Annotated in this window: 22 protein-coding genes; 7 read left to right on the forward strand and 15 right to left on the reverse strand. The window is 58.7% G+C overall.

Annotation, left to right across the window (positions count from 1 at the left end; genetic code table 11):
- Positions 1-11: 11 nt before the first annotated feature.
- The 8 genes from J7E24_RS08120 to mazG form a co-directional block, all read right to left on the reverse strand.
- Positions 12-968 carry a PstS family phosphate ABC transporter substrate-binding protein gene (locus tag J7E24_RS08120; protein ID WP_215136985.1) on the reverse strand — a complete coding sequence of 319 codons (957 nt, stop codon included), beginning with the start codon at positions 966-968 and terminating at the stop codon, positions 12-14.
- Positions 958-1212 carry a hypothetical protein gene (locus tag J7E24_RS08125; RefSeq protein WP_215136987.1) on the reverse strand — a complete coding sequence of 85 codons (255 nt, stop codon included), beginning with the start codon at positions 1210-1212 and terminating at the stop codon, positions 958-960. Before J7E24_RS08125 ends, J7E24_RS08120 begins: the two co-directional genes overlap by 11 nt.
- Positions 1213-1403: 191 nt before the next feature.
- Positions 1404-2240, reverse strand: a complete 837-nt coding sequence (locus J7E24_RS08130) for an energy transducer TonB (RefSeq protein WP_215136989.1) — start codon at positions 2238-2240, stop codon at positions 1404-1406.
- Between the two features lie 250 nt (positions 2241-2490).
- Positions 2491-3321, reverse strand: coding sequence for an energy transducer TonB (locus J7E24_RS08135; protein ID WP_251047102.1), 831 nt, complete (start codon positions 3319-3321; stop codon positions 2491-2493).
- Positions 3318-3839 carry an ExbD/TolR family protein gene (locus tag J7E24_RS08140; RefSeq protein WP_215136991.1) on the reverse strand — a complete coding sequence of 174 codons (522 nt, stop codon included), beginning with the start codon at positions 3837-3839 and terminating at the stop codon, positions 3318-3320. Before J7E24_RS08140 ends, J7E24_RS08135 begins: the two co-directional genes overlap by 4 nt.
- A gap of 14 nt (positions 3840-3853) precedes the next feature.
- Positions 3854-4480, reverse strand: a complete 627-nt coding sequence (locus J7E24_RS08145; protein ID WP_215136993.1) for an ExbD/TolR family protein — start codon at positions 4478-4480, stop codon at positions 3854-3856.
- A 69-nt stretch (positions 4481-4549) separates the two neighbouring features.
- Positions 4550-5449: a MotA/TolQ/ExbB proton channel family protein gene (locus J7E24_RS08150; RefSeq protein WP_251047104.1), complete on the reverse strand. Its 900-nt coding sequence runs from the start codon at positions 5447-5449 to the stop codon at positions 4550-4552.
- A 279-nt stretch (positions 5450-5728) separates the two neighbouring features.
- The gene (gene mazG, locus J7E24_RS08155; RefSeq protein WP_215136996.1) at positions 5729-6565 is read right to left on the reverse strand and encodes a nucleoside triphosphate pyrophosphohydrolase; all 837 of its coding nucleotides are present in this window, start codon (positions 6563-6565) and stop codon (positions 5729-5731) included.
- A gap of 169 nt (positions 6566-6734) precedes the next feature.
- Here mazG and glmM point away from each other — a divergent pair, with 169 nt between their 5' ends.
- Positions 6735-8123, forward strand: a complete 1389-nt coding sequence (gene glmM, locus J7E24_RS08160) for a phosphoglucosamine mutase (RefSeq protein WP_215136998.1) — start codon at positions 6735-6737, stop codon at positions 8121-8123.
- 211 nt (positions 8124-8334) lie between these two features.
- Entirely contained in the window at positions 8335-9483 is a 1149-nt protein-coding gene (locus J7E24_RS08165; RefSeq protein WP_215137001.1) for a cysteine desulfurase family protein, read from the forward strand.
- A gap of 53 nt (positions 9484-9536) precedes the next feature.
- Here the strand turns inward: J7E24_RS08165 and J7E24_RS08170 are convergent, their stop codons facing one another.
- Positions 9537-10757, reverse strand: coding sequence for a hypothetical protein (locus J7E24_RS08170; protein ID WP_215137003.1), 1221 nt, complete (start codon positions 10755-10757; stop codon positions 9537-9539).
- Positions 10741-11736: a DUF2157 domain-containing protein gene (locus tag J7E24_RS08175; RefSeq protein ID WP_215137005.1), complete on the reverse strand. Its 996-nt coding sequence runs from the start codon at positions 11734-11736 to the stop codon at positions 10741-10743. The genes J7E24_RS08170 and J7E24_RS08175 overlap by 17 nt, the downstream gene beginning before the upstream one ends.
- Before the next feature lie 128 nt (positions 11737-11864).
- On the opposite strand from J7E24_RS08175, the gene J7E24_RS08180 reads away from it, so the two are divergent.
- Positions 11865-12530, forward strand: a complete 666-nt coding sequence (locus J7E24_RS08180; protein WP_215137007.1) for a hypothetical protein — start codon at positions 11865-11867, stop codon at positions 12528-12530.
- A 39-nt stretch (positions 12531-12569) separates the two neighbouring features.
- On the forward strand, positions 12570-13058 hold the full coding sequence (locus J7E24_RS08185) for a PRC-barrel domain-containing protein (RefSeq protein WP_215137009.1): 489 nt from the start codon (positions 12570-12572) through the stop codon (positions 13056-13058).
- 144 nt (positions 13059-13202) lie between these two features.
- Here J7E24_RS08185 and hemH read toward each other — a convergent pair whose 3' ends face one another.
- Positions 13203-14240: a ferrochelatase gene (gene hemH / locus J7E24_RS08190; protein ID WP_215137011.1), complete on the reverse strand. Its 1038-nt coding sequence runs from the start codon at positions 14238-14240 to the stop codon at positions 13203-13205.
- A 212-nt stretch (positions 14241-14452) separates the two neighbouring features.
- On the opposite strand from hemH, the gene era reads away from it, so the two are divergent.
- From era to J7E24_RS08205, 3 genes are all read left to right on the forward strand, one after another.
- Positions 14453-15355, forward strand: coding sequence for a GTPase Era (era, locus tag J7E24_RS08195; protein ID WP_215137013.1), 903 nt, complete (start codon positions 14453-14455; stop codon positions 15353-15355).
- A gap of 239 nt (positions 15356-15594) precedes the next feature.
- Entirely contained in the window at positions 15595-16917 is a 1323-nt protein-coding gene (der, locus tag J7E24_RS08200; RefSeq protein ID WP_215137015.1) for a ribosome biogenesis GTPase Der, read from the forward strand.
- A gap of 171 nt (positions 16918-17088) precedes the next feature.
- Positions 17089-17334: a hypothetical protein gene (locus J7E24_RS08205; RefSeq protein WP_215137017.1), complete on the forward strand. Its 246-nt coding sequence runs from the start codon at positions 17089-17091 to the stop codon at positions 17332-17334.
- Positions 17335-17512: 178 nt separating this feature from the next.
- On the opposite strand, the gene J7E24_RS08210 is transcribed toward J7E24_RS08205, so the two are convergent.
- The 4 genes from J7E24_RS08210 to J7E24_RS08225 form a co-directional block, all read right to left on the reverse strand.
- Positions 17513-18079 carry a hypothetical protein gene (locus J7E24_RS08210; protein ID WP_215137019.1) on the reverse strand — a complete coding sequence of 189 codons (567 nt, stop codon included), beginning with the start codon at positions 18077-18079 and terminating at the stop codon, positions 17513-17515.
- A 352-nt stretch (positions 18080-18431) separates the two neighbouring features.
- Entirely contained in the window at positions 18432-19235 is an 804-nt protein-coding gene (gene murQ / locus J7E24_RS08215; protein ID WP_215137021.1) for an N-acetylmuramic acid 6-phosphate etherase, read from the reverse strand.
- 79 nt (positions 19236-19314) lie between these two features.
- Entirely contained in the window at positions 19315-19602 is a 288-nt protein-coding gene (locus J7E24_RS08220; RefSeq protein ID WP_215137023.1) for a cytochrome b5 domain-containing protein, read from the reverse strand.
- Positions 19603-19629: 27 nt separating this feature from the next.
- Positions 19630-20838: a formimidoylglutamase gene (locus tag J7E24_RS08225; RefSeq protein WP_215137025.1), complete on the reverse strand. Its 1209-nt coding sequence runs from the start codon at positions 20836-20838 to the stop codon at positions 19630-19632.
- Positions 20839-21022: the final 184 nt, after the last annotated feature.

A 21022-nucleotide genomic window follows, 5' to 3' on the forward strand; every position in this document is an offset into this window, starting at 1 on the left:
AGGAAAAAAAATCAGTTCGATTTCACGTCGATGATCCGAACCTGGCCGGTGGCGGGCATTAAACCGGACTTAAGCATAATGAGTTGGCCCTTGTTGCCTGCCACAAACGATGCAAAACCGGTGCCAAGACCGGCCCGAGCCTCGCGGCTGATAACATACAGCTCGCGCCGGAGGGGATACGTTTTCTGGGCTAAATATGCCTGGTAGGGCTGCACGTAGTCGTCGGGAGTACTATTGCCGGCTTTGGCGCTGATACCCGCTACGCGCACGCGTCCAAGCAGCTTTTGAACACCCTTATCGTCACGGTCCGAAATCCAGTTTACGCCGATTACGCCAATGGCATTCGGATGACTCGCAACGTAATCCAGGAGGGCCGGGTTCGACTCGGAGGCAAAAATACCCTTGGCCAATGCTGTGCCGCGGGTAATAGAATCCTGCACGAAGCGGGCGGTACTGGAATTGTTATTGTCGAAAACGGCCGTAATCTCGCCCTTTTTATTGCCGGGGCTCAGCTGGTTCCACTGGGTAAGCTGGCCCGTAAAAATACCGCGGAGTTGGGCCGTTGTCAGCAGCGAATCGGGGTTGCTGGGATGCAGGATGATGGCGACACCATCCACCCCGATCCGGATGGCGCGAGGCTCTATCTGAATGCTTTTAAAGCGGGCCAACTCAGCTTCCGTCAGCTGCCGCGATACCACAGCCAGCCGCACACTGTCATCCAGAAAAGCCTGCATCACGTCGCGCTCGGGCTGGTAAACGGCCTGCAGGCGGGCATCGGGATAAAGCTTCTGAAAAGTATCAACTTCCGACTTGATAATCGGAGCAAAGGTCTCATCGACTCCGATGCGGATAGTACCGCTGGTGGGCGTGTCGAGTGCTGCCGCCGATTTGTTGTTGCCGTTGCAGCCTGCCAGGCCCATTACCCCAAGCAAACCAGCCGTGAGGCCCGTAAGAATACTATGCTTCATGCCGGTTCTTTTTGAAATACTGTTGATAGGTGCGAACAAATCTAATGATTCCGTAAAATACGAAGACACCGGCCAGCAGTTTACGGGCCGTTTCGTCGAGCCGAAGCATACCAGCCGGCACAAACCATAGGCTTGCTCCCAGCGCCATGTAAAGTACGGCCATAAACAGAGTAAAGTAGCGTATCAGGCCGGGCGACTGACTGGGGCGGCCCAGGCGTTCGTGGGTATGTGGCAGATTGGACATGACAGTTGAGTGAGGCAGAGCAAAAATATCCGGATAAGGAGCAAACGTAAAAATAGGCGCTTTTTGTTCGGCTACCCGTTGCCCTGCATCCCGGTAGGCAGAAACGCAGGCACCCAACCGGTTATTTTACCAGTTGGGTGCCGACGATAGAAAAGATGATTTCCCGCGCTGCCAGTAGCCGGTTGCCGGGGCTATTGGTAAGTAAATGTGATGGGCAGGTTGTAGCGTACCGGCACCGCCCGGTTGTTCTGGTAACCGGGTTTCCAGGCCGGCATCTGCCCAATAACCCGGCTGGCCTCCTCATCGGTGCCGTAGCCCAAACCCTTTAGCACTTCCACATCGGTAATCGAGCCATCGGTGTTCACGGTAAAGGCAATATACACCCGGCCGCCAACACCTGCTCTCAGGGCCGAGGAGGGGTAGCGTAGGTTGCGCTGCAGGTACTTTGCCAGCGCCGCCTGTCCTCCGGCAAACTCGGGCATTACCTCCACCGAAACGAAGGGCTTGGTAATGGCCGGGGCCGACGAGTTAGTCGCCGAGTCATTGCCCGGTGCGCCGGGGCTGGTCGTGTCGGCAAAGCCACCGGTACCGTCGCGGTTGATGTCGCCCAACGCCACCGGCCCGTTTATGTCCGGGGCGGCCACAGCGGGCTGCTGGGACTTTAGTGGCTGCGTATCATCCACTACCGTGGGCGGCAGGTTCTGGCTGAGTTCCGTGCGCAGCGTAATCGTAGCCTGCGAACTGGCCGGCGGCGTTACAGGCGGCTGCGCGATGGTAGGAGGGGGCAGAATCTCAATCGTCGGGCCGGTAGGCACAATAGGCGGTACCACCACCACCGCCGGCCACAGGTAACTGATACCCAGCGGCACGGCAATAAGAAGAGTTGCCAGGGCCACGGCCAATGCTACGGCCCGGAACAGGTGGCGGCCGTAGAGCTGGCGTAACGCATAGGCTCCGTAAGCCTTGTTGCGCCCCTCGAACACAATGTCGTCGAGGGAGGGGAGCGAAATAGGGGCATTAGTGGTCATGGCGTATAGGGATTAAGTGAACGAAACACGTTGAACTTCCCAAGCCATGCCTACTGTCTGCTGCTTCCCACGCGCTGGCTTTCAGGTACTAAACGCCGGCGGCACTACTGGTAGTATGCGTGCCTACTATATTTTTCGCAGCAGATACTTGCTGTTTTGTCTGCCGCTGGCCACAAAATCAAAACCCCGAACCAGACAGGCGTCCGATTCGGGGTTTTACAAATTGGTTGCCGCAAGCGGTCAGCCAGTTTTACTTGATCGAGAAGGTAATCGGCACTGTGTAGTAAACCGATACTGCCCGGCCGTTCTGCTTGCCCGGCGTAAAGCGGGGCAGGCTTTTAACAACCCGCGTAGCTTCTTCGTCGCAACCGGCACCAATGCCTTTCTGCACCTCTACGTTCGAAACAGATCCATCGGGACCTACTACGAACTTAACGAATACGCGGCCTTCAACCTGGTTGCGCAGGGCCATTGCCGGGTACTTGGTGTTTTTGCCAATGTAGGCCAGCAACGCTTCCTGTCCGCCGGGGAATACCGGCATCTGCTCTACGTAGGTGTACGGCTTGGTTTCAACCACCGTCTCTACTGCCTTGTCGCCCTCACCGGGCTCCAGCCCTTTCAGGTCGGCAGGGTTGTCGGTGTTGCCCTTTACCGTTACGGCGGCCACTACCTTCTCCTTTAGCTCTTCCTGGTCCGGAATCTCTTCCTTGCGTACCTCCTCGTCCTTTTTTACAACGGGCGGGGTGAACTTAATAGTAGAGAGCTTGGGTGGTGGCGGTGGTGGCGCCTCCGGTGGGGGTGGCGGTGGGGGCGGGGGGATGTCCTTGTCCAGCGGGGGCGCTTCCATCAGCTCGTTTACCTTGAGCATCTTGTCCTCCACTACCACTTCCTCCTTCTTCAGCATCCGCGCTACGAGCGGGAAGGCAATCAGAAGGGCAACAAGGGCAACGGAAAGCAGGACAGCCCGGGTAACGTGCTTGCCGTACACCCGCCGGATTATGTAAGCCCCGTAGGCCTTATTGCGCCCCTCGAAGACGATGTCGTCGAGGGAGGCGTTGGCCAACTGCGTGTTGTCCATCATAATCCAGAAGATTTAATCAGGTCTTCATCGGCCTTCGAAATGTCCACCAGCGCGTATTTCTTCTGGTCGGTGATGTTCATTTCGTCGAGGATGTCGACCATGTTTTTGTAGTTGGAGTCGTCAGCCGGCTTGATCAACACCACGAGGTCGGGGTTGGTGTGGCGAGAGAGCAACTCTTTCCGGATGCCATCGGCTCCGTAGCTCGATTCCTTCAACTCCGGCTTGGTGTCGTTGTTGAGCAGGCCGTCGTAGTAGTAAATCTTGTTGTCGGCGCTAAGCAGTACGGTGAAGGCGTTAGACGCCTTAATTTCCGACTTCTCCTCGTCGTTCTTGGGTTTCACCGGCATGTTGATTTCCATGACGGTGGGCTTGCTGAACGTGGTCGTCAGCATGAAGAAGGTCAGCAACAGAAAGGCCAGGTCAACCATCGGGGTCATGTCGATTTTGGTCGACATTTTTTTCGCCCGCTTTTTCCCGCCTTTTCCGCCGCCGCCGCCACTTTGTGGGATTTCTGCCATAGTTTCTGTGCGGATTAGTTACCGGCCACCGGTTTGGTTTCGAGGTCGGTAATGAGATTGAACCGGTTAATGTTCTTCTCCTGCATCAGTTTGATGACTTTCTTCACTGTCGGCACGTCGGCCTGTCCATCACCTTTAATGGCGATATAAGGAGCCGTGTTGAACTGCTTCTGGCTAAGCGAGCGGGCAGCAATTACCCATTCAATCAGCTGGTTGTTCAGCGAGTCGGCCGGAATGCCGTCCTGCTTTACTTCCTTGCGCTGCTCAGGGTCGAGGCTGAGCAAGGCGGGCATCTTTTCGATGGGGGTACCAAAGCTGGCACCGGCTCCACGGAAAGCCTGCGTCTGAGCGGGCGAGAAGCTGATACCATACTTAGCACCCATCTGCTTAAGCAACTCATCCTTGATTTCGTCGTCGCCGACGCCAAAGAAGATGCGCTTATCCTTGTCGATGGCTACGGTAAGCACATGCGACTCGGGCAGCCGGATTTCAGAAGTAGAGGAAGGCGTGTCCACCACCACGGCCTCTTCCGGGGCAAACTTGGTGGTGAGCATGAAGAAAGTCACCAGCAGGAAGGCCAGATCCACCATCGGCGTCATATCGAGCGACGGGGAGGTTCTGTGAGGCTTTACTTTAGGCATTGCTGGAGTTATTTAACGCGTGATTCAGAAACGAACAACTCGCGGTTTTAGTGCACAAAGGCGCTAAAACTAAACGGTGGTCGTGTTAACCGGGGCCGTGTGGTCGGTAGCGCCGTGCTGGGCCGAGAAGGTCTGAATGATGCTGAAGCCAGCCTCGTCGATGCTGTAGGTCAGCTCGTCGATTTTGCTGGTGAAGAAGTTGTAGGCAACGATAGCCAGGGCCGAACCGGTGATACCGAGGGCCGTGTTGATGAGAGCTTCCGAGATACCGTTGGCGAGGCCTACTGCATCGGGAGCACCACCCTGGGCCAGCGCCGAGAAGGCCTTGATCATACCCAGTACCGTACCAATCAGACCTACCAGCGTGGCGATAGAAGCCAGGGTCGAGATGATAACGAGGTTTTTCTCCAGCATAGGCAACTCCAGGGCCGTCGATTCCTCGATTTCCTTCTGGATAGCCAGTACTTTCTGATCTTTCTCGAGGTAACGGTCACGCGACATTTCCTGGTACTTTACCAGACCGGCACGTACTACGTTAGCTACTGAGCCTTTCTGCTGGTCGCAGGCGGCAATGGCACCGGTGATGTCGTTTACGTTCAGCTTCTGACGGATGGTACGTACGAACGATTCGATGCTCTTCGAACCTTTGGCACGGCTCAGGGTCAGGGCCCGCTCAATCGAGAAGATGATTACCAACAGGAACATGGTCAGCAGTACGGGTACTACCGGGCCACCCTTGTACACTACGCCGAAGTAATCACCGGCAATTGGGTTGTTGGCATTGTCGCCGCCCTGGAAGTGGCTACCGTCACCGAATACAAAAACGTAAATCAAAACGCTTACGATGAATGCCGCGATGATGGCAATGATGGCAAATGCGGACGAACCACTGCCTCGGGAGTCGCCTTTTGGCGTAGCGGCAGCGGCAGGCCGGGCCGCGGGCTTATTCATAGCATTCTTTTGTTCCATTGGTCCGGAGAATTAGGGGTTGTTGGTGAAAGGTTGAGGTGCTTGTTGAAAAATGGTAAAAAAGTGGTTGAACTGCCCGCTGTCCGACCCATTTGGTTGCGTTATGGTTACTGACTGCTGAGAAAGAAACAGGCAACGACTTTGGCGGCGAAATGGATGGGAAAGCTAAGTTAGCCTTGGCAAACCTACTTAAAAAAGCTGACTGCTACCAAAAGAAAATCGTGTTTAAACGCGCTAAACCGACATAATCCGCAAAAAAAAGCGGTTTGTCCTAAAAAATCAGACGCTTTGCTGGCCTGCCAAACGCTTCGCTTCTTCCCAATACACGTCCATCTGCGCCAAGGTTAAGTCGCTTAATTGATGCCCCTGACGGGCCGATTGCGTTTCAAGGTACTGAAAACGCTGAATGAATTTACGGTTGGTCCGTTCCAGTGCTTCCTCGGGGTTAATGCCGGCATGGCGCGCGAAATTGATAAGCGAGAACAGTAGGTCGCCAAACTCGGCGGCGGCCCGCTCGGCACGGGCGGCATCGGCAGGAGCGTCGGCGGGGGTATGGGAAAACTCCTCCCCGAACTCAGCCAGCTCCTCCTGCACTTTCTGCCACACCTGCTCGGGCTGCTCCCAGTCGAAACCCGCACCACGGGCTTTTTCCTGAATGCGCATCGCCTTAACGAGGGCCGGCAGAGAAGCGGGTACGCCGCCCAGCACCGAAGTGTTGCCTTTCTCGCGCAATTTTAACTGCTCCCAGTTGCGTTTTACTTCGTCCTCGGTTTCGGCCTGCACGTTGCCGTAGATGTGGGGGTGGCGGAAAATGAGCTTTTCGCACTGCGCATTGAGCACGTCGGCAACATCGAAAGCACCCTGCTCGCTGGCAATTTTGGCGTAAAACAGCAGGTGCAGCATCACGTCGCCGAGCTCCTTTTTGAGGTCGGGTAAATCGTTGCGGATGATGGCGTCGCTAAGCTCGTAGGTTTCCTCAATAGTGAGGTGGCGCAGGCTTTCGAGGGTTTGTTTTCGGTCCCAGGGGCACTCGGCGCGCAGGCGGTCGAGCACGTCGAGCAGGCGGCCGAGAGCGGCCAACTGTTCAGTTCGGCGGTTGAGGGTGGCGTTTTGCATCAGGCCAAATATACAAAGCGGGTAGGCATTGGGCTGAAGTGGCCGGACTGGGATGCCAGCGGCTTCGGCCGAAGAGGTAGCCGCTTACGTAGGGAAAGCAGCGGCGGCTCGTTACTTTTGCGGCCGCTTACGGGCCATTTTGCCCCTTCTACCTTCAGCAGCACTTTCCGTGGCTCTTATCAAATCTATTTCCGGCATCCGGGGTACTATTGGCGGCGCGGCCGGCGAGGGCCTCACGCCCATCGACGTGGTGAAATACGCGGCGGCCTTCGGCACCTGGGTGCTGGAGCAGACGCAAAACAACACCATCGTTATTGGCCGCGACGCGCGTCTTTCGGGCGATATGGTGAGCCGGCTGGTGGCCGCTACATTGCAGGGCCTGGGCATCCATGTCATCGACTTAGGCCTGAGCACCACGCCTACCGTCGAAATGGCCGTGCCGGCCAAAAACGCGGGCGGCGGCATCATCCTCACGGCCTCGCACAACCCCAAGCAGTGGAACGCGCTGAAGCTGCTCAATGACAAAGGCGAGTTTATTTCGGACGTTGACGGCCAGCAGGTGCTGGCGCTGGGCGACTCGGAGGCCTTCGACTTTGCCCCCGTTACCAAGCTGGGCACCTACACCACCGACGACACCTTCCTGCAAACTCACATCGACGCCATTCTGGCCTTGCCGTTGGTTGATAAAGCGGCCATTCAGGCCAAAAACTTCCGGGTAGTGGTGGATGCGGTGAACTCCTGCGGGGGCTTTGCCGTGCCGATGCTGCTGGAGCAGCTGGGCGTAACCACTGTTGAAAAGCTATTCTGCGAGCCCACCGGCGACTTCGCTCACAACCCCGAGCCACTGCCCGAAAACCTGCGCGACATAGCCCGGCTGATGGAAAAAGGCTCGTTTGATCTGGGCATTGTAGTAGACCCCGATGTAGACCGGCTGGCCTTGGTAAACGAGGACGGCAGCATGTTCGGCGAGGAGTACACGCTGGTAGCGGTGGCCGATTACGTGCTGGGCCAGCTGGGCGGTGGCAACACAGTGAGCAACCTGAGCAGCACCCGTGCCCTGCGCGACGTAACCGAAAAGCACGGCGGCCAGTACGCGGCTTCGGCGGTGGGCGAGGTGAACGTGGTGAACAAGATGAAGGAAACCCAGGCCGTTATCGGCGGCGAGGGCAACGGCGGCATCATCTACCCCGAGCTGCACTATGGCCGCGATTCGCTGGTGGGCATTGCGCTGTTTCTGAGCCATCTGGCCAAGTTTGGGTTACCCATGACCCGCCTGCGGGCATCCTACCCGAACTATTTTATCTCGAAGAACAAGATTGAGCTGACCCCCGAAATCGATACCGACCAGGTGCTGATCCAGATGGAGCGGCGCTACGCCGGCCAGCCCGTGAATACCATTGACGGCGTGAAAATCGAGTTCGATAAGGAGTGGGTACACCTGCGCAAGTCGAACACCGAGCCGATTATCCGCATCTACGCCGAATCGGAGTCCAACGCCACGGCCGACCATCTGGCCAACAAAATCATCGGCGACATCAAGGAAATCATCAGTCGCTAACCCGCTGCTCAGTGACGTGGCCACCAAAAAACCGGCCGGCTGCCAACCCAATAGGGCTGGCGGCCGGCCGGTTTTTGCGTCCGATTGTCCAGGGCGTTGGGCCAGAAGTTGGGTCGGGCTGTTCGGTGGCAGCCGCGAATCCGCTATTTTTGCGGCTGTCTTCGACTGGCCGATCTGCCCGGCTGGTTTTTACTGCCTTTATGTTTCGCCCATGAACGTGTATTTCGATAACGCCGCTACTACCCCGCTGGACCCCGAAGTGCTGGACGCCATGCTGCCGTTTCTGCAGAATCATTACGGCAACCCCAGCAGCATTCATGGCCCCGGCCGGCAGGTGCGCGCCGCCATCGAAAACGCCCGCAAAACGGTTGCCCACCTGATTAACGCCTCCCCCGCTGAAATAATTTTTACCTCGGGCGGCACCGAGGCCGACAACTACGCCGCCTTCGGTACCGTGCGCCCGCTGGGGCTGAAGCACGGCATCACCTCGAAACTGGAGCACCACGCAGTGCTGCACACCATGCAGGCGCTGGAAAAAAGCGGCGAGATACAGCTGAGCTACCTACGCCACGACGCAAACGGCCGCTTCGACCTAGCTCATCTGGAAGAGCTGCTTGCTACCAACCCGCGCACGTTTGTGAGTTTGATGCACGCCAACAATGAAATCGGCAACCTCAACGATTTAGCCGCCATCGGCGAAATCTGCGCCCGCCATCAGGCCGTATTCCACACCGACACGGTGCAGACCATGGGCCATTACAAGCACGATGTGCAACAGCTGCCGGTAGACTTTCTGGTGGGCTCGGCTCACAAATTTCACGGCCCGAAAGGGGTAGGCTTCCTGTACCGCCGCGCGGGCCAGACGGTAGACGCGCTGATTCAGGGCGGCTCGCAGGAGCGCAACCAGCGTGCCGGCACCGAAAACGTGTACGGCATTGTGGGACTTGCCAAGGCGTTGGAAATAGCCTACCGCGACATGGCCGAGCATCAGCGCCACATCCAGGGCCTCAAAGACCGGTTTATTGCCAAGCTGCGGGCCGAAATAGAGGGAGTGGAATTCAACGGAACTTCGGCTGAGGCCGACCAGAGCCTGTACACGGTGCTGAGCGTGAGCCTGCCGCCTTCCGAGTTCAACGAGATGCTGCTGTTCAACCTCGATATCAACCGGGTAGCTGTGTCGGGCGGGTCGGCGTGTACCAGCGGGGCCAATGCCGGCTCGCATGTGCTCAGTGCGCTGGGCTGCGACCCGGCCCGCGGTACTATTCGCTTCTCGATGAGCAAATACAACACCGAGGAGGAAGTGGACTACGCTGTGGAGCAGCTGGCCCGGATGTACCGCAAAAGTGAGGTAATCAGCTAATAAAGCGGTGCACCGCGCAATAGTCCGGCTGGCGCACGGCGCACTCCACTAGCTCAGTACTGCCCCTGCGCGCCGCCACCGCCGCTTTGGCCTCCCCCAAACTGCAGGCCGGGTTCGGGAGCCTGTGGGGCGTGGGCGGTCTGGGCCACGATGAGGGCTTCGAGGTTGAGACCGGGCCGCTCGCCAGCCTCGTTGTCGGGAGCGGTAGTGAGGCCGTGTCGGGGCGTGCGCAGGTAGCGCAAAGCAGCGGCCATCAGGCCGATAAGCGCCGCGCCAAGTAGGGCGCTGGCCAACGCTGGCGGTAGCACCGAATGGTAAAAGCGTAGTGTATAGCCCGAAAACGCCAATGTCGCCAGCCCCGTGAGCACCCAGACGCGGCGGTACCGGCGCAGGCCATAATAGAGGTAGAACAGCGGGATGAGGGCCGTGAGCAGGTAAAAGACGGGTGCAAATGGAATTGGTGCGGAAACCAGCAGTCCCCCAATGGCCGCGTTGCCCTCCCGCACGATGAGGTAGTTGCCGCCCAGGTAAAAAGTAGCCAGCGCCAGCACTTCGAGCGCCATGAAACAGGTACGGTAATACCAGTAGTCGGAGCGTGCGGCCAGATAGCACACCAGCCGATAAAGCCCCGCCGCCAGCGCCATTATGGCAAAGGGCAGCAGCAGCCGGCCGGCTCCAAACTGCAGCAGGGCATTGGCCAGCAGCAGCAATGCCACCACATAGGCCAGGGCCGCCACCAGCGCGTCGCCGAAGCGGGCAGTGGCCCACAGTAGCAGGGCCAGCACCGGCACCAGCCATAGGGCCAGGTAAGGCGAAGCCAGCGCAAATAAGTCGATGCTGAGTGGAAACAGCGCCAGTACGAAGCAGTACAGCGCGGTGCCCGCAAAGCCTAGGCTGAAGTAGAGGAGTGCCTGATCGGAGCCGGCCCGGTAGGTGCGTGACGATTTGATGGTGCCATACAGCACAAATTGTCCGGCAAAAGCGGCCAACAGGGCCACCACGCCAATCTTGGCCTGTTCTTCCCACGGCACAACTGCATCGAATAGCTCGTAGGCCGACACAGCAATGATGCCTGCCGCGGCCACGTAGCCCAGTACCGTGAGCAGAAACAGCAGAATCCGCAGGTAGATATTGGGCCGGTAGTAGCCGAGCGGGTACGCTTCGCGGATGGCCTGCAGTTGGGGCAGCGGCAGCAGGCCCCGGCGGTTCCAGCGGTGGGCGGCGGCCTGCAGGGCCTCGTTGCGGGCCCAGACCGGGTTATAGGCCTTGTTCATGAGCGTCGGTGCCAGCCAGGCGTTTGAGGTGCGTGAGAAACCACACGGCGGCTACCGTGGAGCCGATGAAGTAGTAGAGGCCCAGCGCAAGAACTATATCCAGGCCCGTGGCCGAGAGCAGCCGCACCAACCCGTAAGTGAAGGCCACGTAGCCGTAGGCCGCGCCCAGCAGCAGGAATACATGCGAGTGCGCCCGTCGGCCATACCAGAAAAGCCCCGCACTCACAGCCAGAATCAGCAAGACCAGCAGGGGTAGCGGCTGTAGCACTTCGGTGAACATGGCGGCAGTAGCCGCGCCCAGCAGCAGGTTGCCGCCCAGCAGCAGGTAGGTGTAGGCAAAATGGGCCTTGCGGCGACGGGTTTCGCTTAGCCAGCCGACCAGCAGCAGCAGCGCCCCCAGCGTTATGGCCGCCCGGCTTACCGAACCAGTCAGGAACTCGTTCTTAAACACGGCCAGCGGCTCCACGCTCAGGCCCACCCAGGCGGCCAGGGCCGTAATGGCCATCGACAGCACACCGCGGTGGTCGAAGCGGTAGGCGAGGTAGAAGAACAGCCCGGCCGGTAGTGCCAGCGCCAAGCCGTAACGGGTACCAAACAGCGTGTACTGAGCCTGCAAATAACCTTCGAGCACCAGAAACAACAGGCAGCCGAGTAGCAGCAGATAGTCGGCCAGCAGGCTGGAGCCAGCCACTAGGCCCCAGCTGAAAGGCTGGCGGTGGCGGGCAGCATAGGCGAAACAGGCTGCCATCAGCAGCGCCACCACGGCAACCACCACACCGTGCCCCAACTCATCGAGGTGCTCATAGATAAGCACGCCCAACCCGCCGCTGAGCAGTGTAATGCCTAAGTACAGCAACGTGCGAACTTCGTAATGCAGCGAGAAAGGCCGGGTCTGTTCGTCGGTTTCGATAGCAACGGCCTGTTCGGGCGTCAGCAGGCCCCGGTTGCGGAGTTCGGCTATAAAAGGGGCAGTACGCATGGGGGAGAAGCAAGCGAAAAGCTGAATATAGCGTTCTTGCGCTGGCTCGTTGCGTTTGGCCGTCGCTTTAGCCGAATCATAATCGGCTCAGACAGCGTAAGGCTAGCGCACGACATACCTCTTCCCCCATGGCCGACATCCATATTCAACGCAAGAAAAACACGCCCAGCCCCTGGCTGCTGCTGCTGGTAGTGCTGGCCGTAGTGGGCTTAGGCGCCTGGTTTCTGTTCAGAGCCGAAATAAACGCTACCCGCACTACGCCGCCGCCACCCCCGCCACCGCCCGCCGAAACCCCACTCGTGCCCGCCGATACGCTCGTGGGCGCCGAAACCGGCCCCCGACCAGTTGCCGACGTTGCCAACGATATGACGGCTACCGCCCCGGTTACGCCCGAGGTGCTGGCGGCTTTTGTGGCCGGCGACGCGGCCCAGCCCGGCTACGGCCGCGAGGCCCTGCGTCTGCTCGCGTCGTCGTTGGTGGGCCTGGTAGACCGTGACGACCTGCGCACACCCGAAATCCAGACCCGCCGCGACGACCTGACCAGCGCCACCGCCCGCCTCGATGAGCCGGCTGCCCGTCTGCGCCCCGGGCTGGTGGCCGCTTCCAATCTGATGCAGGCCATTCAGCAGCAGGGCTACCCCGAACTGCAGGAAGAAGCCCAGCGCCTCAATGCCCAAGCCACCGACCTGAGCGGCCAGGCCGCTACGCCTGAGGAGCAGCAGGCGCTACGCAGCTATTTCGAGCGGGCTACCAAGCTGTTGCGGGCTTTCAATGCGCCGCCAGTGGGGCGCTAGGTCGCGTTTTATTCTCTCCTGATTCCAATGCCAATTTATATGGAAACCCCTTCTGACCCGATTCCTTCGGCCCAGGGCCTGCACCTGCGCCGCCTGCGCGACCTGACCGAGTTCGAGGTAGCCGACGACAACCCCGATGTGCGCGGCTGGGCCGTGCGCGGGGCCGACGGCCGCCAGTTTGGCCAGGTGTTCGAGCTGATTGTAGATGTGGATGCGCTGAAAGTGCGCTACCTCGACCTGCAACTCGACGATAGCCTGGGCCTAGGCGCCCGCGACAACCATATCCTGCTGCCCATTGGGGCAGCCGCCCTCGATGAGGAAGCCGACAACGTGTTCGTGCCCTCGCTCACCTACGAGTCGGTGGCCCAGTACCCGCCCTACAACGAAATTCAGATAACCCGCGAGTACGAGCAGACCATGCTCCGCGCCCTCAGCCTGGGCCTGCCCGAAGCTTCCACCGAGCCCGATTTCTACAACCAGCCCAGCTACGATGCGACCACGTTTTACCAGCGCCGCCGGTTGAAGTAGAAGGAAGTACTCAAAGCAGCACGTCATTCAGAGCGCAGCGAAGAATCTCGCTTGCCAAAGTAACCCCTTATGTCAGGATTACTTTGGCAAGCGGGATTCTTCGCTGCGCTCTGAATGACGTGCTAGCTTGTTTAAAAACCAGTCCTAATTCCGACGAATCATGCCGGCTACGGCTTCCACCCACATGGGCTCGGAGTTGAGGCTGGGCACGAGCTGCCAGTGCTTGCCGCCGGCCTCCTCGAATAGCTCTTTGAACTCTTCGCCCACTTCAATCGTGGTTTCGAGGCAGTCGGCCACAAATGCGGGAGAAAAGGCCAGCACGTTGTGGATGCCTTTGGCGGGGTACTCCTTAATTACCTCGTCGGTGTAGGGTTGCAACCACGGGTCGCGGAGGCGGCTTTGCAGGCGGCTCTGGAAGGTGGTGGTGTACTGCTCGGGCGTGAGGCCCAGCGCCTTGCCCAGCTGGCGCGAGGTTTCGAAGCACTGCGCGCGGTAGCAGTAGCGGTTGTTTTTGTTGTACGAGTTGCAGCAGTTACCCAGCTTGCAATACCCTTTGTGACTGCCTTTCAGTACATGCCGCTCGGGAATACCGTGGTAGCTGAATACAATATGGTCGTAGTCGTGCTTGGCCATTTCGGCCTTGCCCAGCATGGCAAAGGTTTCGATAAAGCCGGGCTCATCCACGAAATTGCTGATGAAGCTGATGTTGGGCACAATCCACCACTTGCTTACTAGGTCCATCACCTTTTCCTGCACCGAGCCGGTGCTGGCCGACGCATACTGTGGAAACAGGGGTAGCACAATGATCCGGCTTACAGCCGCGTCGCGCAGTTCCTGCAGGGCACTTTCGATACTCGGATTCTGGTAGCGCATCCCAAAGGCCACCAGGTAGTCAGAACCCAACTGCTCCTGTACTTTTTTCTGCAGATCAAGGCCGTGAAAGAGCAGGGGAGAGCCGCGCTCAGTCCAGAGCTGCTGGTAGATTTTGGCCGACTTGGGCGCCCGCAGCGGCACCACCAGCCCCCGGAACAGCGGGTAACGGATAGCGGCCGGCATATCCACCACGCGGCCATCGGTCAGGAATTCGTTGAGGTAGCGCCGCACGTCGGGCGTTTTGGGCGAGTCGGGCGTACCGAGGTTGACGAGCAGCACGCCAATGCGGCCTTGGTTGGAAGCAGACATAGTTGTTGAGCTATTAGCTGACAGCTGCTAGCTGTTAGCTTTTTTTCGGTGGAACTGCCAGTGCAGGACTGATGCGGGGCTGTTGACTGGCTATGTAACCGCAAAGTTGGCCGGTTATCTTCAATCCGACCACAAAAAAGCTAATAGCTAGCGGCTATTAGCTAACAGCTTATAAAAGAGCTACCTTTGCACCCCAAATTTCAGCATCTGAAATGACTACCGAACCTACTCCGCACCGTGCTGGCTTTGTGAGCATTATCGGCAAGCCCAACGTGGGCAAGTCTACGCTCATGAACGCCCTGATGGGTGAGCGGCTGAGCATTGTAACCAGCAAAGCCCAGACCACGCGCCATCGTATTCTGGGTATCCTCAACGGCGACGATTTTCAACTGGTGTATTCCGATACGCCGGGCATTATTCAGCCTAAATACGAGCTGCATAACGCCATGATGTCGTTCGTGTACTCGTCATTGGAGGATGCTGATGTGGTACTATTCGTGACTGATATCTACGAGAAGCACGACGAGGAGCCGGTAGTGGAGCGCCTGCGCAAAATGGTGGACACGCCCATTCTCCTGCTGGTCAACAAGATAGACCAGGCCGACCAGGCCGAGGTGGAGGCCAAGGTAGAGTACTGGCGCGAGCACCTGCCCAACGCGGCCCGGGTGCTACCCATTTCGGCCCTCGAAAAGTTCGGCACCGGCGAACTACTTGATTTGGTGCTGGGCTACTTGCCCGTGCACCCGCCCTACTACCCCAAAGACGAGCTAACCGACAAGCCCGAGCGGTTTTTCGCGGCCGAAATGATTCGGGAGAAAATCTTCAAGCTATACAAAAAAGAGGTGCCCTACAGCTGCGAAGTAGGCATTGAGGAGTTCAAGGAAGACGAAGACATCATCCGTATCCGGGCCGTGATTTATGTAGAGCGCGCCAGCCAGAAAGGCATTATCATCGGCCAGCAGGGCGCGGCCCTCAAAAAAGTAGGCACTTGGGCCCGCGAGGAAATGGAGAAATTTTTCCAGAAGAAAGTCTTCCTCGAAACCTACGTCAAAGTCGACGAAAACTGGCGCACCGACCCGAAGGCATTAAACCGGTTCGGGTACAGCCAAAGGTGAAAAGAACGGTGTCATGCTGAGCGAAGGCGCAGCCGTAGTCGAAGCATCTCTACCGCTTCGTTATAATGCTGACTTATTTGTCAGGAATAGTATTGCGGTAGAGATGCTTCGACTCCGCTCCACTTCGCTCAGCATGACGTTCTAAATTAAACATCAATACCCCCCCGACCACTCACACACTCACTTAACTACTCCGGGCACTGCCGAACTTGGTCGGGCCGGCGGCTGGAGTCAGACATATGAAGAACACCATTGCCATTGTCGGGCGCCCCAATGTGGGCAAATCGACCCTTTTCAACCGCCTCGTCGGTCAGCGCAAAGCCATCATGGACGACGAGAGCGGCGTCACCCGCGACCGGCACTACGGCTACGGCGACTGGACGGGCAAGTACTACACCGTCATCGACACCGGTGGCTATGTGCACAACTCCGACGACATCTTCGAGGGCGAAATCAACAAGCAGGTAAAGCTGGCTATTGACGAAGCCGACGTGGTGCTGTTTATGGTCGACACCATTGCCGGCGTACACAGCCTCGACGAGGAGTTTGCCAGCGTGCTGCGCCGCTACCAGGGCAAAAAGCCCATCTACATCGTCGCCAACAAGGCCGATACCAACAACCGCATCCACTCGGCCGGCGAGTTCTACGCCCTGGGCGTGGGCGACGGCGAAATCTACCCCATCTCCTCGGCCAGCGGCTCGGGCACCGGCGACCTGCTCGATGCTGTAGTGAGCCACTTCGAAGATGAAGGCGTAGAGGAGCCCGATTTGGGTATTCCTAAAATTGCCATTGTGGGCCGCCCCAACGTGGGCAAGTCATCGTTCGTGAACCTGCTGCTGGGCACCGACCGCAGCATCGTCACGGACATTGCCGGCACCACCCGCGACTCCATCCAGGCCCGCTACAACGCTTTCGGCAACGAGTTCATGCTGGTGGATACGGCCGGTCTGCGCCGCAAAACCAAGGTGCACGAAGACGTGGAATTCTACTCGGTGCTTCGCTCGCTGCGGGCCCTGGAAGAGGCCGACGTGTGCGTGGTGATGCTGGATGCCACCCGCGGTATCGAGTCGCAGGACGTGAACATCATCGGCCTGGCCGATAAGAACCGCAAGGGCATCGTGATTCTGGTGAACAAGTGGGACCTGATTGAGAACAAGGAAACCAACACGGCCAAGGAGTTCGAGGCGAAAATCATGGAGAAGATTGCGCCCATTGCGTACCCGCCCGTCATTTTTACCTCGGTGCTCACCAAGCAGCGCGTGCACAAAGCCATCGAAACGGCCATTGAGGTGTACAACAACAAGCGCCGCAAAATTTCGACTTCCGAGCTGAATGAGGTGATGCTCAAGGAAATCGAGAAGTACCCGCCACCCATCCAGAAGGGCAAAATGGTGCGCATCAAGTACGCCACCCAACTGCCGACGCACAACCCGGTATTCGCCTTCTTCTGCAACCTGCCGCAGTACGTGAAGGAAAGCTATTCGCGCTACCTCGAAAACCGGATGCGCGAGCATTTCGACTTTTCGGGCGTGCCCATCGGCATTGTGTTCCGCAAAAAATAAACGGCTCTATAGCCCGGTGTTCAATAGGTTAGCGCCGGAGCGAAAAAAAGAATGGTCTTTTTTCGCTCCGGTGGGTTACCTGGCAGCAGTTCGGGTATAAAGACCCAAATCAGCCGGAATTTCCGGGCTGATTTGCTCAAATTGACTTTTTAAATTTCAACAACCCCCATCATGAAAAAAGTACTGTTCCTCGCCCTGGCTGCTGTTTCGTTCTCGTTCGCTTCGTGCGACAGCAAGACCGAAGACAACATGGAAAACGCTGCTGACAACGTAGAAGAGGCCGGCGAAATGAAGGCTGACGCTATGGAAGAGAAGGCTGACATGGTACGTGACTCGGCTGATGCCAAGGCTGACGCTATGGAGAACTCGGCTGATAACATGGACGCTACGGCTCCTGCTGCCACGCCTGCTCAGTAATTACTCCTGCATCCTTCATCGGATGTAAAAAAGAGGCCTCCTGCTCGCAGGAGGCCTCTTTTTTTGTGCTGTTGCGTAGAGGCGGGGCTTGTCCCCGCCCGTCCTTCTCGTCGCTGGCCTAAATGGCTGAAAGGGTGCGGATGGCGGGTGGGGACAAGCCCCGCCCCTACATCGTTCTTTAGCCCAGCCGGCGCTGCAATAGGCCATCAACTACTGCAAACAGCTTGCTCGGCGGGTAGGTGCGCCAGGGCAGGTCGTCGAGTTGGCCGCCAAAGTTGAGGTAGGAGTCGATATTGTACTGGCGCATTTCGCGGCTCACGTGCTCCTGGAAGTTCACGGCCGCAATCCAGCCGTCTTCCACGTCCTCAAACCACTCCTCGTAGTAGTCATCCTCTGAGCCGTGGAAATTGAACACGTTTTCGCCGATTAGGATGAATTTGCGGATGCCCTCGTGCGTCATCAGGTCGATGATGTTGCGCTTGAGTTCCATCACGTCGTTCTCAATGGCGTCGTTCCACTCGCCGATGAACTCGATAATGGCCGCGCCTAGCTCATAATCCACGAACAGAATCTTCAGAAACAGCGTGTCCGACCCCAGGCTGTCCCACTGCGGATGGATGTAGTAACCGTAGATGGTGTTGACGTAGGAATCGAGGCTGTTTTCGGCTTCGTGCAGCGGCGAGAGCGGGTCCTCGGAGGCTGAGTACTGGTCCAGCCAAGCGTAGTGGGGCTCAATGGTGTGCATAGGGAATAGCTTCAGCTTGCAGAGTCGTTAGAACAGTGCCTGCCCTTGGTTTTGTTCGAGAGGCTAAGTATATCTAGTAACTCAATACAGACCCAGCCATACTCGCACTACCGTGAACAACAATCCTGGTATCGCCATCAGCAATGCTAAGACTGCAGTTAGCCAAAGTCTCCGCCGAACGGCCAGAACAGCCGCGATAAGTAGTAAAAACCCAATCGAGCCAGTGAAGGGCACTGATCCCATCATTGTTAACAGCCCTTCACCGCTATGGATTAGCAGCGCGTATAGGCCAAACTGAATTAGAATTAGAACCCAAGTTGATATCCTGATTGCTCGACTGGATAGGGGCATATCAATGCCCGCTATACGCCGCCAGCGCCGCCCGCACCGAGCCGTGCAGCTCCAGCAGCTCAGCGGCTTTGGATTGCTCCAGGCCCAACTCCTCCATCAGCATCCGCTCGCCGCGGTCCACGAGTTTGGCGTTGCTGAGCTGCATATCCACCATTTTGTTGCCCTTCACGCGACCCAGCCGAATAAAAGTGGCCGTAGTAAGCATGTTGAGAGCCAGCTTCTGGCCGGTGCCAGCTTTGAGGCGGGTGCTGCCCGTCACAAACTCAGGGCCGGTTACCACTTCCACCGGAAACTCAGCCGCCGCCGCCACCGCCGAACCGGCGTTGCACACGATGCAGCCGGTGGCCAGCCCGTGCTGCCGGGCCTGCTCCAGTCCGCCAATCACGTAGGGCGTGCGGCCTGAGGCGGCAATGCCCACCACAATGTCCTTGGCGGTGATGTCATAGGCCTGCAAGTCCTGCCAGGCCTGCTCGGCGTCGTCCTCCGCGTTTTCAACCGCTTTGCGGATAGCCGTGTCGCCGCCCGCAATAAGGCCGATAACCACGCCATGGGGCACGCCAAACGTAGGCGGGCACTCCGAGGCATCGAGCACCCCAAGTCGGCCGCTGGTGCCCGCTCCGATGTAAAATAGCCGCCCGCCCGCCGCCAGCCGGGCCACGGTAGCTTCTACCAAGGCCTCCAGTTGCGGCAGGGCGCGGGCCACGGCCTGCGGTACCGTTTGGTCGAGTTGGTTCATGCTGGCCAGCAACTCGGCGGTGGGCAGCGTTTCGAGGTGGTTGAATTCGGAGGGGCTTTCGGTCGTCATCGGGCAGAGGGATAGGAGGAATAAGCAATACTACAGAAGCGGCGCGAAGTTGCCTTGTGGCGCGGCGCTAGTCCACCACCTATGCCAACCGGCCAATCACCGGAAACCGGTCGAAAACGGTGGGTAAGTGAGGTGCCTGAGCCATTTCGGCCGTTAGATCCTGCCCGGCCCAGTGCTCGTAGTGGTTGCCGCGCTTCCACAGGCGCGAGCGGCTCACATCGTAAATCAGCCCCTGGAAGGCCACCCAGATTTCGTCGCGGTCCTGCCCATTGCGCAAAGCCAGTTGCCCGCGGGAGTAAAAGGGCTGATCCGATACCGGCTGTCCATTACCTGTAATCGGTTCAAAATCGGCTTCTGAGCTATCCATTTTTAACTTTTGATTCTCAACCCCAACTTACCCCAGCAAGGCCTGCGTAAGAATCCAACGGTGGGGCACGTCGCCCTGGGCAGCGCGCAGGTAGTCCTGGTAGCTGCAGGGCACAATGCGGCGGGCGTTGCCGGTCAGGTTCACCACTTCCATCCACCAGCGGTCCGTCTGGCGCGACTTATAGAACACGATACGGTCGGGGCCATCTTCTTCCTCCTCGTCGGTAGGCCCGCCGGGGTGCGACGGGGCATAACGGGCGGGGCCGTGCAGACCGGCGGCGTAGCGTAGGAAGGTGGGCCCGCGGAAGTCGGTTTCGCGGCGGCGGTAATAGTAGCCTTCCACAAAATACCACAGCATAGTGGCCTGTACCATAGCGGCCAGCCCGTGCGGGTCGTTATCGGGGCGGTAGCCGTAGAGGCCGAACGACGTGAGTTGGTCGTTGCAGCCGGCGTACCAGGCCAGCTTGGCGGCCTCCTCGTTGGTGAGGCCGAACGGGTTGGCCGGCTGGTAGCCCGGCGCATCTTGCCAGCGCACGGCGGCCATATCGAAGCTCACGAAATCGGCCTGGCGCAGCAGCGGCTCGGCCTGCCGGATATCGTCGCGGATCTGGCCTACGCGCAGAGTCTCGAAGTGCAGCTTTTCGAGGGCCGCCAGCACATCGGGAGCCACCAAGTACTGCTGGTGGGCCAGTTGGGCGAAGTTGAACAGGAAGCTGGGCGCGTGCAGCAGCATGCGGCGCAGGTGCGTGTCTTCGGGCGCGGCACTGGTATCGGGCTCGGCCATATCCACGCGGGCGTCCACGGTGGCGAAGCTCACGGCGCGCTCTAGGGTTTCGTAAGCCAGAAACTGGCCGTAATCGAGGTCGTGAGAGCCGCCCAGCAGGATGGCTACGGTACCTTGTTCGAGCAGGGCGGCAATAATTTCGCGCAGCCGCTGGTAGCTGTCTTCGAGGGTAAGGCCGGGGCGCAGGTTGCCCAAATCGGCCAAGCGGCAGGGGCTACTGCCTTTCTGTAGCTGGTAAAGCTGGCGGCGCACGGCGTTGGCGCCGTGGCCGGCTGGTTCGCCGGCCGCACTGCCGCGCCACTCATCTAGGCCAATCAGGGCCAGGTCGGCGGCGCGCCAATCGGGGAAGGTGCCACCGGTAAAAGCCGACAGGGCCCCGGCCAGCACGGTAGCCGGCGCACCGGCCGGCACAAGCTCTTCGGGCAGCGGATCGAAAAAGATAGCCAGATTCATCGGGCGCGGAAGGGACGTTGGACAAAGCTACGCAAAAGCCTGCCACGCGCCGTGTGGTTTTTAGGCCCGTATGGCGGAGGTTTACAGAAAAAAAGCAGTTATTTAAGGTGCCTTATACCCTGGTCGGAGCCAACGCGCTGCCGCTTTGCACTTGCCTTTCTCTCTTCCACTCCCATCCTCGCAC

Origin of the sequence: Hymenobacter sp. ISL-91 (assembly GCF_018613725.1) — a bacterium.
Lineage (GTDB): Bacteria > Bacteroidota > Bacteroidia > Cytophagales > Hymenobacteraceae > Hymenobacter.

Coding starts and splice junctions, on each gene's coding strand:
- J7E24_RS08120 (WP_215136985.1), bottom strand. CDS start 968: ATGAAGCATAGTATTCTTACGGGCCTCACGGCTGGTTTGCTTGGGGTA.
- J7E24_RS08125 (WP_215136987.1), bottom strand. CDS start 1,212: ATGTCCAATCTGCCACATACCCACGAACGCCTGGGCCGCCCCAGTCAG.
- J7E24_RS08130 (WP_215136989.1), bottom strand. CDS start 2,240: ATGACCACTAATGCCCCTATTTCGCTCCCCTCCCTCGACGACATTGTG.
- J7E24_RS08135 (WP_251047102.1), bottom strand. CDS start 3,321: ATGATGGACAACACGCAGTTGGCCAACGCCTCCCTCGACGACATCGTC.
- J7E24_RS08140 (WP_215136991.1), bottom strand. CDS start 3,839: ATGGCAGAAATCCCACAAAGTGGCGGCGGCGGCGGAAAAGGCGGGAAA.
- J7E24_RS08145 (WP_215136993.1), bottom strand. CDS start 4,480: ATGCCTAAAGTAAAGCCTCACAGAACCTCCCCGTCGCTCGATATGACG.
- J7E24_RS08150 (WP_251047104.1), bottom strand. CDS start 5,449: ATGGAACAAAAGAATGCTATGAATAAGCCCGCGGCCCGGCCTGCCGCT.
- mazG (WP_215136996.1), bottom strand. CDS start 6,565: ATGCAAAACGCCACCCTCAACCGCCGAACTGAACAGTTGGCCGCTCTC.
- J7E24_RS08165 (WP_215137001.1), top strand. CDS start 8,335: ATGAACGTGTATTTCGATAACGCCGCTACTACCCCGCTGGACCCCGAA.
- J7E24_RS08170 (WP_215137003.1), bottom strand. CDS start 10,757: ATGAACAAGGCCTATAACCCGGTCTGGGCCCGCAACGAGGCCCTGCAG.
- J7E24_RS08175 (WP_215137005.1), bottom strand. CDS start 11,736: ATGCGTACTGCCCCTTTTATAGCCGAACTCCGCAACCGGGGCCTGCTG.
- J7E24_RS08180 (WP_215137007.1), top strand. CDS start 11,865: ATGGCCGACATCCATATTCAACGCAAGAAAAACACGCCCAGCCCCTGG.
- J7E24_RS08185 (WP_215137009.1), top strand. CDS start 12,570: ATGGAAACCCCTTCTGACCCGATTCCTTCGGCCCAGGGCCTGCACCTG.
- hemH (WP_215137011.1), bottom strand. CDS start 14,240: ATGTCTGCTTCCAACCAAGGCCGCATTGGCGTGCTGCTCGTCAACCTC.
- era (WP_215137013.1), top strand. CDS start 14,453: ATGACTACCGAACCTACTCCGCACCGTGCTGGCTTTGTGAGCATTATC.
- der (WP_215137015.1), top strand. CDS start 15,595: ATGAAGAACACCATTGCCATTGTCGGGCGCCCCAATGTGGGCAAATCG.
- J7E24_RS08205 (WP_215137017.1), top strand. CDS start 17,089: ATGAAAAAAGTACTGTTCCTCGCCCTGGCTGCTGTTTCGTTCTCGTTC.
- J7E24_RS08210 (WP_215137019.1), bottom strand. CDS start 18,079: ATGCACACCATTGAGCCCCACTACGCTTGGCTGGACCAGTACTCAGCC.
- murQ (WP_215137021.1), bottom strand. CDS start 19,235: ATGACGACCGAAAGCCCCTCCGAATTCAACCACCTCGAAACGCTGCCC.
- J7E24_RS08220 (WP_215137023.1), bottom strand. CDS start 19,602: ATGGATAGCTCAGAAGCCGATTTTGAACCGATTACAGGTAATGGACAG.
- J7E24_RS08225 (WP_215137025.1), bottom strand. CDS start 20,838: ATGAATCTGGCTATCTTTTTCGATCCGCTGCCCGAAGAGCTTGTGCCG.